This window comes from Streptomyces sp. Ncost-T10-10d, from assembly GCF_900091955.1.
Lineage (GTDB): Bacteria > Actinomycetota > Actinomycetes > Streptomycetales > Streptomycetaceae > Streptomyces.
The window spans coordinates 34,669-47,978 of sequence record NZ_FMDF01000166.1 but is presented as its reverse complement, the minus strand read 5'-3'; the positions used below and the strand labels follow the sequence as shown (position 1 = coordinate 47,978).

Sequence of the window (13,310 nt, the reverse complement as noted above, 5' to 3'; positions counted from 1 at the left end):
TCTGGGGCCGGGGGCGTTCGGCTTCTCCGCGGCCTGATTCTTTCCGGGCGCGACTGGGGCCGCCACCGGCTTGTCGGGCTGCGGGGCGGCGACTGGCTGGGCCTCGTCTGGCAAGAGCGCTCCTCATGCGGATCCGGATACCCGGAAAGGCCATCGTATCGACCCTGTGGCCGGTCCTCCCCCGGGGACCGTGAGACCCCTCCACAACGCGGGACGGGCATCCGGTTGTTCCCGGGCGCCCGTCCTTCGCGCATGACCCCTTGCCACGTACGGTCCGACTGCTGGTCGGACAGTGATCAGAACCTTCAGTGGGCGGCGCGCAGGCGCTGCTCGGGACGTGCGCGCCCGGAACCGGGGAGGATCACGCCGCAGTTCGGTCCCACCGCAGGAGCGCGCCCCGCCACGGCGACGGCCGCGAAGGACAGAGGGAGAAGCCGGCCCCCGGGGCGATCTCGCGTGAAATCGCGTCACGCGCAACGGGTGCCCCAGGAAAATCCCTGGGGCACCCGTTGCGCGGCTGTGGGTACTCAGACCTGGCTGAGCGCCTCGAGCGGCGCGCCCGCCAAGGCGGGCTCCAGACGGGCCCGGCCGGCGAGGAACGCGAGCTCCATGAGGACCGCGACGCCCGCGACCTGGGCACCGGCCCGGCGAATGAGTTCCAGCGACGCCTCAGCGGTGCCACCCGTGGCGAGGACGTCGTCGATGACCATGATCCGGTCGTCGGCGCGCAGGTCCTCTGCGTGGAGCTCGATCTCCGCGGTGCCGTACTCCAGGTCGTACGCCTGCCGCAGTGTGGCCCTGGGGAGCTTCCCCGCCTTGCGTACGGGAATGAATCCCATCCCCGCCCGGACCGCGACCGGCGCGGCCAGGATGAAGCCGCGGGCCTCCAGACCCGCGACCTTCGTGGCGCCGTGCCGGACGCACAGCTCCGCGAGGGTTTCGGTGAGGGCCGCGAACGCCGGCGGGTCCGCGAGCAGCGGGGTGATGTCCTTGAACATCACGCCCGGCTTCGGATAGTCCGGCACGTCACGGATCCGGCTGAGCAGGAGTTCCCTCGTGCTCTCGGTGGTGCTGGTCATCGGCGCTTCCCCGAGGTCCGGCCGTGGCCCCTGGGGGGCTGCTGGCGCTGGCCGACGACCGCGGCGGCGGGTGCGGGGTCGGCGTCCTCCGGGAAGTCGTCGTCCGACGTCTTGTCCTCGGCGGACTCGCCCTTGGCGGCAGCTGCCGCACGCTTGGCGAGGACCCGCTTCTTCAGAGCCTTCATCTGCGGGTCGCGTTCCTTGAGGTCGGCGACGAGCGGGGTGGCAATGAAGATCGAGGAGTACGCACCGGCCGCGAGACCGACGAACAGCGACAGCGAGATGTCGTTCAGCATGCCGGCGCCGAGGACGCCACCACCGATGAAGAGCAGACCAGCGACGGGGAGCAGGGCCACGACGGTGGTGTTGATGGAACGGACCAGCGTGCCGTTGATCGAACGGTTGGCGATCTCGCTGTACGTCCAGCGGGTCTGCTTGGTGATGTCCCCCGTGCTCTCCCTGAGGCTGTCGAAGACGACGACCGTGTCGTAGAGGGAGTAACCGAGGATGGTCAGCAGACCGATCACGGTGCCCGGGGTGACCTCGAAGCCGACCAGGGCGTAGATGCCGACCGTGATGGTGATGTCGTGGATCAGCGCGACCAGGGCCGCGATGGCCATGCGCCACTCGAAGGCGATGGCCAGGTAGATCACCACGAGGACCATGAAGATGCCGAGGCCCGTCCAGGCCTTGTTGGCGATCTGCTCACCCCAGCTGGGGCCGACCAGGTCGGCGGCGATCTTCTCCGTCGGGACGTCGAGGTCCTTGGAGAGCCGGTCCTTGATCTGGTCGGACTTCGCAGTGTCGACCTCGGTGATCTGAATGCGCAGACCGCCGTTGCCGAGCTTCTGGACGATCGCCTGGTGACCGGATGCCTCCGTCGCCAGGTCCTCCGCCTGGGAGACGCTGACGCTTGTCTTCGGGGTGGTGAAGACCGCGCCGCCCTTGAACTCGATGCCCATGTTCAGGCCGCTGACCGCCAGGCCGACGATGGCCGTGATGGTGATCAGGATCGAGATCCCGTACCAGATCTTGCGCTTGCCGATGAAGTCGTAACCGACCTCGCCGCGGTAGAGACGGGCGCCGAGACTGCCGAGTCGCGACATCTCACGCCTCCTTCGGGTCAGTGGGGGCATTGACACGGCGCGAGCGGCGCAGCGGCGGCTTGGCGCCGAGCCGCTTCGGGTCCAGACCGGACCACGGGTGACCGCTGGAGAAGAACTTCCTGCGGGCCATCAGCGTCATGACGGGCTTGGTGAAGAGGAACACCACAACCACGTCGAGCAGGGTGGTGAGACCCAGCGTGAAGGCGAAGCCCTGGACCTTGCCGACAGTGACGACGAAGAGCACCGCGGCGGCGAGGAACGACACGAAGTCGGAGACCAGAATGGTGCGCCGGGCACGCGGCCAGGCGCGCTCGACGGCCGGACGGAGCGTACGGCCCTCGCGGATCTCGTCGCGGATTCTCTCGAAGTACACGATGAAGGAGTCCGCGGTGATGCCGATGGCCACGATGGCTCCGCAGACCGCCGGGAGGTTCAGCGCGAAGCCGATGGCCGGGCCGAGCAGCGACATGATCGTGTAGGTCAGGATGCCGGAGGCCATCAGGCTCAGGAGCGCGATGAGGGCCAGTCCGCGGTAGTAGGCCACCAGGTAGATGACGACCAGGGCCAGGCCGATGGCGCCTGCGATCAGACCGGCCTTGAGCTGCTCACCACCGAGCGCGGCGGTGACGGTGGTGACGCTCGCCTCCTTGAAGGAGAGCGGGAGCGCACCGTAGGAGAGCACATTGGCCAGGTCTTCGGCGGACTGCTGGGTGAAGCTGCCGGAGATCTCGGCGCTGCCGCTGAGCGTCGTGTTCACCTGGGGCGCGGAGACGACCTCGCCGTCCAGGGCGATGGCGAACTGGTTCTGCGGGGACTGCTGCGCGGAGAGCTTCTTGGTGATCGTCTGGAATTCCTTGGAGCCCTTCTTGGTGAACTCCATGTTGACGATCCACATGCCGCGCTGCTGGTCGAAGCCGGCCTTGGCGTTGTCGACCTCGGTGCCGGACACCTCGGCCGGACCGAGGACGTACTTGGCGTCGCCCTCGGAGCTGCACGCCACGACCGTGTCGGTGGGCTTGGCGCCCCGTGCGGCCTCGGCGCGGGAAGCCTTGCTGGAGCAGTCGAGGTCCGCGAACTGCTTCTGCAGCTTGGCGGCGGCCGCCTCGTCCGCGGCGGAGGGAGCGGATGCGGAGGGCGACGCCGTGGCGTCGGCGGATCCACTCGCCTTGGGGCTCGGCGTGGTGTCGGTCTTGAGGCCGTCGGTGACCGCGCGGCCCTGCGTGGAGGCGCCGGCGCTCGGCGTCGTCGACGCCTTCCCCTTGTCCGACGTCGAGGCGCTCGGGCTGGGCTTGCCGGACGACGAGGCGCTGGGCGCCGGGGTGGGCGTGCCCTGGGCGACGGTCAGCACCGGCCGGAAGTAGAGCTTGGCTGTGGTGCCGACCTGCTCACGGGCCTGGGCTGAATTCGTGCCCTTGGGGATGTTGACGATGATGTTGCGATCGCCCTGTGTCTGGACTTCGGCCTCGGAGACGCCCAGACCATTGACACGGCGCTCCATGATCTGGACCGCCGTGTCCATGTTGGTCTTGTTGATCGCCGATTCCTGGCCCGGCTCGCTCTTCGCCTCAAGCGTGATGGACGTGCCGCCCGCCAGGTCGATGCCCAGTCGTGGGGTCGGCTGATCGGCCAGGAACATCCCGCCGGTGAGCGCGACCATGGCGATCAGGATCAGAGCCAGGGAACGCCCCGGCCTGCCCTGACCGCCGGCCGGCCCTCGGCTCTTCTTCGGTGCTGCCACCTTCTCGTTTCTCCCTGTCCAACCGCCCCGCGCCGGGTACGCGCCCGAGCGGCCACGAAGTGTAGTGGGGACCCGCCCCCGCAGAAGACCGCACGGTCCGGGGAGTGCCGGATGCCTGTGGGCTCACAGCATCCCCGGTTCGTGGGTTACTTCGCGTCGGCCTCGCCGTCGGTCTTGCCCTCGGACTTCTTGTCGGACTCGGCGTCCTTCGGCTCGGCGTCGTCGGCCTCGGCCTTCTTGCCCAGGTCGATCTTGGCGTCGTCCGAGGAGTCCTCGTCGGCGTCGGGCTCGGCCTCGGTCAGCGAGGAGGCGTCGTCCGGCACGACCGCGCCGTCGATGTCGAGGGCGTCATCGCCGTCGCCGTGGACGATGCGGTTGTACTCCGCATCGTCCAGGACGGCGCCGATGGCGTTCTTGGCGTAGATGGCGTGGACGCCGGGCGCGATCTCAAGGAGAACGGTGTCGTCGTGAAGCTCCTTGACGGTGGCGTACATGCCCCCGATCGTCCGGATGCCGGTGCCGGGCTGCATCTCATTGCGCATCTGGGCAGCGGCCGCCTGCTTCTTCTTGGCGGACCGCGTCATCAGGAACATGGCCCCGATGAGCACGATGAAGGGGAGGAGAGTCACGGGATTCACGGGACGAGTTTCCTTCGCACGACCGCGCTGGAAGGCGGCCTGATCTACGGGGGTGGGTACACCGACCTGTACGGGCGGCATCGGCGGAGTCTAAGCGAGTCCGCATCGATGGAACAACGCCCGGCGCCGCTCGGTGGTTCCTGTCCGGGTGAACCTGTGATGCATCACGCCCCGAACAGGCCCGGTTGTCCCTTTCCGCCGTGCTGGGGAGGTACGAGGCCGAGATGGGCCCAGGCCGCGGGTGTCGCGACACGCCCCCTCGGCGTCCTGGCCAGCAGTCCTTCCCGTACCAGGAAGGGCTCCGCGACCTCCTCGACCGTCTCGCGCTCCTCGCCCACGGCCACGGCCAGGGTGGACAGTCCGACGGGGCCGCCGCCGAAGAGCTTCAGCAGGGCACCGAGCACCGCCCGGTCCAGCCGGTCGAGGCCACGCGCGTCGACCTCGTACACCCCGAGGGCGACGGCGGCGACGGAACGGTCGATCCGTCCGTCGGCCTTGACCTGGGCGTAATCCCGGACACGGCGCAACAGCCGGTTGGCGATACGGGGGGTGCCGCGGGAACGTCCGGCGATCTCGGAGGCGCCCCCCGCGTCTATCGCCACGTCGAGGAGGCGCGCGGAGCGGTGGATGACGCGTTCCAGTTCGGTGGGGGCGTAGAACTCCATATGGCCGGTGAAGCCGAAACGGTCACGCAGCGGGGGCGGCAGCAGTCCGGCCCTGGTGGTGGCACCGACCAGCGTGAAGGGCGGCAGTTCCAGCGGGATGGCGGTGGCTCCGGGGCCCTTGCCGACGATGACATCGACGCGGAAGTCCTCCATCGCCATGTAGAGCATCTCTTCGGCGGGCCGCGACATGCGGTGGATCTCGTCCAGGAAGAGAACTTCGCCCTCCTGGAGTGAGGAGAGAATCGCGGCGAGATCACCCGCATGCTGGATGGCGGGGCCCGAGGTGATCCGGATCGGGGCGCCCATCTCGGCCGCGATGATCATGGATAGGGTGGTCTTGCCGAGACCGGGGGCGCCGGAGAGCAGGACATGGTCGGCGGTGGCGCCGCGGGCCCTGGCCGCCTTGAGGACCAGGTCGAGCTGTTCGCGCACCTTTTCCTGACCGACGAATTCGTCGAGGTCCTTCGGCCGCAGCGCCGCTTCGACCGCGGTGTCCTCGCCGTCCGCGTCGGCGTCGACGAGCCGCTCGTCGGTATCGGGTCCGGTCTCGTCCCAGTTCATTCAGTCTGTCCCGCCTCGGGTGTTTCGGTGCCGTGCGGTGCCCGGCCCGGTCGGGGTCTCCCCCGGGGTGACGCGCTCCGGTCAGCGCGCGCGGTTGAGGGTCTGCAGCGCGGCGCGCAGCAGCTGCGGCACGGGGGCCTGTCCACCCTCGGCCAGGGCCGCCTCGGCCTGCGGGGCGACAGCGGTGACCGCTTCGTCGGCCTCGCGGGTGGCGTAGCCGAGACCGATCAGGGCCGCCTGCAGCTGATCGCGCCAGGAGGAGGTGACGGCGGTGCCGATGCCCTGTCGGCCGATGTGGGCGCCTACGGGCTCGCCGAGTCTGTCCTTCAGTTCGAGGAGGAGTTTCTGTGCGCCCTTCTTGCCGATGCCGGAGACGGCGGTGAGCGCCTTCTCGTCGCCGCCGGCGACCGCGATCCGCAGGGCGTCCGGACTGTGCGTGGCGAGCATGGCCTGGGCGAGCCGCGGTCCGACCCCGCTGGCGGTCTGGAGCAGCTCGAAGACCTGCCGCTCGTCGTCGTCGGCGAAGCCGTAGAGGGTGAGCGAATCCTCCCGTACGACGAGGGAGGTGGCCAGCCTGGCCTCCTTGCCGACCCGGAGGCCGGCGAGGGTGTTCGGGGTGCACTGGACGGCCATGCCGATGCCGCCGACCTCGATCACGGCCGTGGTCGGGGCGAGCGCGGCCACGGGGCCACTGACGAAGGCGATCATCGGGGGACCTTCCGGACGGGAACTGTAGGTGTACGGGGAGCATGTGCGGTACGGGCAGCGGCGGCGGCAGCCGCGTGTGCCTGCTGGAGGCGGTTGACGGCAGGGGCTCGCCAGATGTGGCAGATGGCGAGCGCGAGTGCGTCGGCCGCGTCGGCTGGTTTCGGCGGGGCATCGAGCCGCAGCAGCCGGGTGACCATGGCTCCGACCTGCGCCTTGTCGGCACGGCCGCTTCCGGTGACGGCCGCCTTGACCTCGCTGGGGGTGTGCAGGGCGACCGGTATGCCGCGCCGGGATGCGCAGAGCATGGCGACCGCACTGGCCTGGGCGGTGCCCATCACCGTACGGACGTTGTGCTGGCTGAACACCCGCTCCACGGCGACGAATTCGGGCCGGTGCTCGTCGAGCCATTCCTCGATGCCGCGCTCGATGGCCACCAGCCGGTGACCGAGCTCCGCATCGGCCGCGGTGCGGACGACTCCGACGCCGAGCATCGTCAGGGGCCGGCCGGCGACGCCTTCGACGACGCCGACACCGCACCGGGTCAGCCCCGGGTCGACGCCGAGTACCCGCATGGGAGGCCCCTCCGTACCGATCGGTCAACTGTTCCCGCAGGCTATCGGCTCGCACTGACAATGCGACGGGCCGACAGGGTGTGTCCCCGTCGGCCCGTCCGTGAAGGCTGTGCTGAGCGTGGCTCAGGCGTCGACCTTCTCCATGACCTCGTCCGGGACATCGAAATTGGCGAAGACGTTCTGCACGTCGTCGCTGTCCTCCAGCGCGTCGATCAGCTTGAAGATCTTGCGCGCGCCCTCCTCGTCCAGCTCGACCTGCATGGTGGGCAGGAAGTCGGCCTCGGCGGAGTCGTAGTCGATGCCGGCCTGCTGGAGCGCGGTACGGACCGCGACCATGTCGGTGGCCTCGCTGACGACCTCGTAGGTGTCACCGAGGTCGTTGACCTCCTCGGCGCCCGCGTCGAGCACGGCACCCAGGACGTCGTCCTCGGTCAGCCCGCCCTTGGGGACGATGACGACACCCTTGCGGTTGAAGAGGTACGAGACCGAACCGGGGTCTGCCATCGAACCACCGTTGCGGGTCATCGCGACACGCACGTCGGATGCGGCACGGTTGCGGTTGTCGGTGAGGCACTCGATGAGCACCGCGACACCGTTCGGGCCGTAACCCTCGTACATGATCGTCTGATAGTCGACGCCGCCCGCTTCGAGACCGCCACCGCGCTTGACTGCGGAGTCGATGTTCTTGTTCGGTACGGAGCTCTTCTTCGCCTTCTGGATCGCGTCCACGAGGGTCGGGTTTCCCTCGGGGTCCACACCGCCGGTGCGGGCCGCGACCTCGATGTTCTTGATCAGCTTTGCGAAGAGCTTGCCGCGCTTGGCATCAATCACGGCCTTCTTGTGCTTCGTCGTAGCCCATTTAGAGTGGCCGGACATCTGCCTTCTCCTTCGCGTCACCAAATTCGATCCGAACCCGAGAGATCCTACCGGGATCGAGTCAGCCGACTGCGCGCACCATGTCCACGAACAACGCGTGAACCCTGTGGTCCCCGGTCAGTTCCGGGTGGAAAGACGTCGCCAGGGCGTTTCCCTGACGTACGGCGACGATGTGACCACCGTGTTCCGCCACCACCTTGGCCTGCGCGCCGACCGATTCCACCCACGGGGCGCGGATGAACACGCCCTCGACGGGGCCGCCCTCGATACCGGCGACCTCCACGGCCGCCTCGAAGGATTCGTTCTGCCGTCCGAAGGCGTTGCGGCGCACGATCATGTCGATCCCGCCGACCGTCTCCTGGCCCGAGCGCGGGTCGAGGATCTTGTCGGCGAGCAGAATCATTCCGGCACAGGTGCCGTAGACCGGCATCCCGTCCCGTACCCGCTCGCGCAGCGGTTCCAGCATGCCGAACAGGGACGCCAGCTTGGACATCGTGGTGGACTCCCCACCGGGAATGACCAGGCCGTCGACCTCGGCGAGTTCCTCGGGACGCCGGACCGGCCTGGCCACGGCATCCGCCGAGGCCAGGGCGATCAGGTGTTCCCGTACGTCGCCCTGGAGAGCCAGGACTCCGATCACAGGGGTTTCGCTCATCAGTGATTACCAGCCACGGTTGGCGTAGCGCTCGGCCTCGGGCAGCGTGTCGCAGTTGATGCCGACCATGGCCTCGCCCAGGTTCCGGGAGGCATCCGCGATGATCTTCGGGTCGTCGTAGAAGGTGGTGGCCTTCACGATGGCGGCGGCGCGCTTGGCCGGGTCGCCGGACTTGAAGATGCCGGAGCCCACGAAGACGCCCTCGGCGCCGAGCTGGCGCATCAGCGCGGCATCGGCGGGGGTGGCGACACCGCCCGCGGAGAACAGCACGACGGGCAGCTTGCCGAGCTCGGCGACCTCCTTGACCAGCTCGTACGGGGCGCGGAGCTCCTTCGCGGCGGCGTACAGCTCGTTGTTGTCGTAGCCGCGCAGCCGGGCGATCTCGTTCTTGATCTGACGCAGGTGACGGACCGCCTCGACGACGTTTCCGGTGCCGGCCTCGCCCTTCGAACGGATCATGGCCGCACCCTCGGCGATGCGGCGCAGGGCCTCACCGAGGTTGGTGGCGCCACAGACGAACGGGGTGGTGAAGGCGAACTTGTCGCTGTGGTTTACCTCGTCGGCCGGGGTGAGGACCTCGGACTCGTCGATGTAGTCGACACCGAGGGACTGCAGGACCTGGGCCTCGACGAAGTGTCCGATGCGCGACTTCGCCATCACCGGGATGGAGACGGCCTCGATGATCTCCTCGATCATGTTCGGGTCCGACATCCGGGCCACGCCGCCGTCCTTGCGGATGTCGGCCGGCACCCGCTCCAGGGCCATGACGGCCACGGCGCCCGCGTCCTCGGCGATCTTCGCCTGCTCGGCATTGACGACGTCCATGATCACGCCGCCCTTGAGCTGCTCGGCCATGCCGCGCTTGACGCGAGCGGTGCCGGTGGCCGGGGAGTCGGCGGACTGCGGGGTGGTGGGAAGCGTGGACACGGATCGACCTCACTCGGAGAAAAAGATACTGAAAGCGCTGGTTGCAGTGCTGAGCAAACTCTCCGGAACCAGTCCACAGCAAGGGCCAATGGGAGGCCGGTGGATCGTTTTGCGCGTGTACGAAGTGGGTTGTGATCCCGGTCACGCACAAGCGTGGCCGCCGGGTCAGCTGACGGGGCGGTCCGCCAGGGCGACAGGCGGTTCGTCGTCCATCTCGAACGCGAGCGGGAACGGGGCGTGCCCCGCCAGCCGGAACCACCGCACCGTACGGTGCCGGCGCAGCGCACGCGCGGCGCGCACCGCATCGTTGTGGAAACGCCGGGCCATGGGGACTCGGCGCACGGCCGCGGCGAGTTCGAACGCCGCCTCCTCGCCGCCGGGGATCTCCTTCACGGACTCCACCTGCGCCGTTTCACCGAACACCGCCCTCAGCGCGGTGCTCAGTTCGCTCTCCGCGACCTCGCGGTTCTCCTCCTCCGCCTGGCGGGCGGCGTGCGCGGCCTCGTACAGCACGATGGACGCGGCCGGGTCGAGGACACCCGATGTCGCCAGTTCCTGGGTGACCGAGGCGCGGCGCAGGAGCTGCGCGTCGAGGGCGGCGCGGGCGGCGTCGATACGTGTGTGCAGCCGGTCCAGCCGCCCGGCGGTCCAGCTGAGGTACATACCGATCGCGACGATCGCGACGGCGATCCAGATGAGGGTTTCGATCACGGGCGGCAAGGCTACCGTCGGGGCGCAGGCGGTGTGGCCGTCCGGTCCTGGGCGCGGAAGCGGGTGCGGGTGCGGGGCGGGCTCGACCGCCGCCGGGGATGCTGCCCCTGGCCCCGGCCCGCCATCGCCGGACGGGCTCGAACCAGGGGCCCTAGTCCCGTGCCAGTCCGAGGCGTGCGCGCAGGCCCGTGCGTTCGTCGGCCGCCACCGACGCCGCGCCGTCCGTCACCGTCTCGTACACCGCGAGGATGTCCGCCCCGACCGTCGACCAGTCGAAACGCCGCACATGCGCGGTTCCCCGTTCACGCAGCTCCGTACGCCTCCCCGGGTCGCCGAGCAGCCGGATCGCCGCCGACGCCAGTGCGTCCGCGTCCTCGTTGGCGAAGAGTTCGCCCGCCGCGCCCAGGTCCAGGACCTGCGCGAACGCGTCCAGATCGCTGGCCAGGACCGGCGCACCGGCCGACATCGCCTCGACCAGGATGATCCCGAAGCTCTCGCCGCCCGTATTGGGCGCGACGTACACATCGACGCTGCGCAGCAGGCGCGCCTTGTCCTCGTCGCTCACCATGCCGAGGAATTCGACGCGCCCGCGCATCTCCTCCGGCAGCGAGGCGACGGCCTCCTCCTCGTCGCCCCGGCCCGCCACCAGCAGCCTGGTGTCCGGACGTGCGGCAAGGATCGCGGGCAGCGCCCTCATCAGGACGGGCAGGCCCTTGCGGGGCTCGTCGATACGCCCGATGAAGCCGATCGTGCCGCCCTCCGGTCTCCCACCACCGCCCTCGACCGAGCTTCGCGCCCCCTGTGACTGCCACTCGGCCTTGGGCTCGGCCCCGGCGAAGAAGCCGACATCGACCCCGTTCGGGATGACGACCGCGTCGCCGCCCAGATGCTCGACCAGGGTCCTGCGTGCGTACTCGCTCACCGCGATGCGCGCGCTGATCTTCTCCAGCGCGGGCTGCAGGATCGGGTAGGCGGCGATCATGGCCCGGGAGCGCGGGTTGGAGGTGTGGAACGTGGCGACGATCGGCCCCTGCGCCGCCCAGCAGGCGAGCAGCCCCAGCGACGGCGAGGTCGGCTCATGGATGTGGATCACGTCGAAGGTGCCGTCGTGCAGCCAGCGGCGCACCCGGGCGGCCGAGAGGAAGCCGAAGTTCAGCCGGGCCACGGAGCCGTTGTACGGGACGGGCACCGCCCGGCCCGCCGAGACCACGTACGGCGGCAGCGGTGTCTCGTCGTCGGCGGGCGCCAGCACCGACACCTGATGCCCCAGCCGGATCAGGTGCTCGGCCAGGTCCCTGATGTGGAACTGCACACCGCCCGGCACGTCCCAGGAGTACGGGCATACGATGCCGATCTTCACGGCCGGCCCTCCCGGTTCTCCAGGTCGGCCAGCCAGAGCCGTTGCAGCATGTGCCAGTCCTCCGGATGCTCGGCGATTCCGACGGCGAAGGCATCGGCCAGCGCCTGTGTCATGGAGGACGTCTTCTCCGTACGGCTGCCTGACTCGGGCACCTCGACCGGCGGATGGATACGCGCCTTCATCACGGGCGTGTCGTCGTACGAGAGCGTCACCGGCAGCAGCAGCGCCCCGGTCTGCTGGGCCAGCAGCGCCGGCCCGGCGGGCATGCGTGCGGCGTCGCCGAAGAATGTCACCTCGACGCCGGACGCCGACAGATCACGGTCGGCGACCAGACAGACCAGGCCGCCCGCGCGCAGCCGCCGCGCCAGGGTGCCGAAGGCGGCGCCGCCACTGTGCGGCAGGACCTCCATGCCGAGCCCCTCGCGGTAGGCCACGAACCGGTCGTACAGCGTCTCGGGCTTGAGCCGCTCGGCGACCGTGGTGAAGGGCACCTTGAGATCGGTGGTGACCCAGGCCCCGGCCAGGTCCCAGTTCCCCAGGTGCGGCAGGGCGAGGATGACACCGCGGCCGGTTTCCAGCCCGTCGGTCAGCCGGTGTGCGTCCGTCACGTCTATGGACGCCTTGATCCGCGCCGGACTCCAGGTGGGCAGCCGGAACGACTCCATCCAGTAGCGCATGTACGAGCGCATCCCGGCCTTGGAGAGCGCGGCGAGCCGGGCCGGGGAAGCCCCGGGCACGACCCGTGCCAGATTCGACTCCAGCCGCAGCACGCTCTTGCCCCGCCGTTTCCACGCCTGATCGGCGATGCAGCGGAAGAGTGCCCGGGCGACCGGTTCGGGGAGCTTCTTGACGGCGGTCCAGCCGAGCCCGTACAGCCCGTCGGTCAGCCGGTTCCGCAGGCCGGACTGCGTGTCACCCGGTGCGCCGCTCACTGTGCGGCCCCGCTCCCCCGGTCCGCGGCAGCGGCCTCGGCCGCGTCGGCCTCCGCGGACTCGCGGCGCACCGTCACGACCCGCTGCACAAGAGTCACCAGGCTGCCCACGGCGACGATCCACAGTGCGATCGGCAGCAGGATCTGGATCCCCGGAACACCGAACTTGTGGAGACCGGACAATCCCGCCGCGACCAGCGAGATGACCAGCCGCTCGGCACGCTCCACGAGACCGTTGACCGCGACCGGCAGCCCGATCGACTCGCCGCGCGCCTTCGTGTACGAGACCACCTGGCCGCTCGCCAGGCAGAAGATCGCGACCGCGCACATGACGTTGTCGTCGCCGTTGCCCGCGTACCAGAGCGCGAACCCGCCGAAGATCGCCCCGTCGGCGACCCGGTCCAGGGTCGAGTCCAGGAACGCGCCCCAGCGGCTGGAGATACCGGCCTGCCGGGCCATATTGCCGTCGACGAGGTCGGAGAAGACGAAGATCGTGATGACGATCGTGCCCCAGAAGAACTCCCCCATCGGGAAGAAGACCAGCGCACCTGCCATCACTCCGGCCGTACCGATCAGAGTGACCGCGTCAGGGCTCACGCCGAGACGGAGCAACAGTGCGGCGAACGGTGTGAGGACACGCGTAAAAAATGCACGCGCGTACTTGTTCAGCATGGCCTTCCCGAGGGTCGGTGGGCCGAGCAGCCCCTACGGCCACCGGCTGGCCCATCGTAGTCACGCCCGCCGGACTCCACCGTCCGGGCACCCGGCATCGCGCCGCGGTGC

The 13,310-nt window shown here is 69.5% G+C and carries 14 protein-coding genes; all 14 read right to left on the bottom strand.

The window, feature by feature from the left end:
* Positions 1 to 527 precede the first annotated feature (527 nt).
* A complete protein-coding gene (locus GA0115254_RS29990; protein WP_093898412.1) occupies positions 528 to 1,079 on the bottom strand; it encodes an adenine phosphoribosyltransferase in 552 nt (183 codons plus the stop codon).
* Positions 1,076 to 2,185 carry a protein translocase subunit SecF gene (gene secF, locus GA0115254_RS29985; RefSeq protein WP_093898411.1) on the bottom strand — a complete coding sequence of 370 codons (1,110 nt, stop codon included), beginning with the start codon at positions 2,183 to 2,185 and terminating at the stop codon, positions 1,076 to 1,078. The genes GA0115254_RS29990 and secF overlap by 4 nt, the downstream gene beginning before the upstream one ends.
* A 1-nt stretch (position 2,186) precedes the next feature.
* Positions 2,187 to 3,923: a protein translocase subunit SecD gene (secD, locus tag GA0115254_RS29980; RefSeq protein WP_093898410.1), complete on the bottom strand. Its 1,737-nt coding sequence runs from the start codon at positions 3,921 to 3,923 to the stop codon at positions 2,187 to 2,189.
* A gap of 146 nt (positions 3,924 to 4,069) precedes the next feature.
* The gene (gene yajC, locus GA0115254_RS29975; RefSeq protein WP_093898409.1) at positions 4,070 to 4,561 is read right to left on the bottom strand and encodes a preprotein translocase subunit YajC; all 492 of its coding nucleotides are present in this window, start codon (positions 4,559 to 4,561) and stop codon (positions 4,070 to 4,072) included.
* A gap of 164 nt (positions 4,562 to 4,725) precedes the next feature.
* Positions 4,726 to 5,787 carry a Holliday junction branch migration DNA helicase RuvB gene (gene ruvB / locus GA0115254_RS29970; RefSeq protein WP_093898408.1) on the bottom strand — a complete coding sequence of 354 codons (1,062 nt, stop codon included), beginning with the start codon at positions 5,785 to 5,787 and terminating at the stop codon, positions 4,726 to 4,728.
* Positions 5,788 to 5,868: 81 nt separating this feature from the next.
* Positions 5,869 to 6,495, bottom strand: a complete 627-nt coding sequence (ruvA, locus tag GA0115254_RS29965; protein ID WP_093898407.1) for a Holliday junction branch migration protein RuvA — start codon at positions 6,493 to 6,495, stop codon at positions 5,869 to 5,871.
* Positions 6,492 to 7,067, bottom strand: coding sequence for a crossover junction endodeoxyribonuclease RuvC (gene ruvC, locus GA0115254_RS29960; protein WP_093898406.1), 576 nt, complete (start codon positions 7,065 to 7,067; stop codon positions 6,492 to 6,494). Before ruvC ends, ruvA begins: the two co-directional genes overlap by 4 nt.
* A 123-nt stretch (positions 7,068 to 7,190) precedes the next feature.
* On the bottom strand, positions 7,191 to 7,943 hold the full coding sequence (locus GA0115254_RS29955; protein WP_093898405.1) for a YebC/PmpR family DNA-binding transcriptional regulator: 753 nt from the start codon (positions 7,941 to 7,943) through the stop codon (positions 7,191 to 7,193).
* Positions 7,944 to 8,004: 61 nt separating this feature from the next.
* Positions 8,005 to 8,598, bottom strand: a complete 594-nt coding sequence (gene pdxT / locus GA0115254_RS29950) for a pyridoxal 5'-phosphate synthase glutaminase subunit PdxT (RefSeq protein WP_093898404.1) — start codon at positions 8,596 to 8,598, stop codon at positions 8,005 to 8,007.
* 6 nt (positions 8,599 to 8,604) lie between these two features.
* Positions 8,605 to 9,525, bottom strand: a complete 921-nt coding sequence (pdxS, locus tag GA0115254_RS29945) for a pyridoxal 5'-phosphate synthase lyase subunit PdxS (RefSeq protein WP_093898403.1) — start codon at positions 9,523 to 9,525, stop codon at positions 8,605 to 8,607.
* A 165-nt stretch (positions 9,526 to 9,690) separates the two neighbouring features.
* A complete protein-coding gene (locus GA0115254_RS29940; RefSeq protein ID WP_176740353.1) occupies positions 9,691 to 10,188 on the bottom strand; it encodes a hypothetical protein in 498 nt (165 codons plus the stop codon).
* Positions 10,189 to 10,387: 199 nt separating this feature from the next.
* Positions 10,388 to 11,596: a glycosyltransferase family 4 protein gene (locus GA0115254_RS29935; RefSeq protein ID WP_093898401.1), complete on the bottom strand. Its 1,209-nt coding sequence runs from the start codon at positions 11,594 to 11,596 to the stop codon at positions 10,388 to 10,390.
* Positions 11,593 to 12,528, bottom strand: coding sequence for a phosphatidylinositol mannoside acyltransferase (locus GA0115254_RS29930; RefSeq protein WP_093898400.1), 936 nt, complete (start codon positions 12,526 to 12,528; stop codon positions 11,593 to 11,595). Before GA0115254_RS29930 ends, GA0115254_RS29935 begins: the two co-directional genes overlap by 4 nt.
* On the bottom strand, positions 12,525 to 13,199 hold the full coding sequence (gene pgsA / locus GA0115254_RS29925) for a phosphatidylinositol phosphate synthase (RefSeq protein WP_093898399.1): 675 nt from the start codon (positions 13,197 to 13,199) through the stop codon (positions 12,525 to 12,527). The genes GA0115254_RS29930 and pgsA overlap by 4 nt, the downstream gene beginning before the upstream one ends.
* Positions 13,200 to 13,310 lie beyond the last annotated feature (111 nt).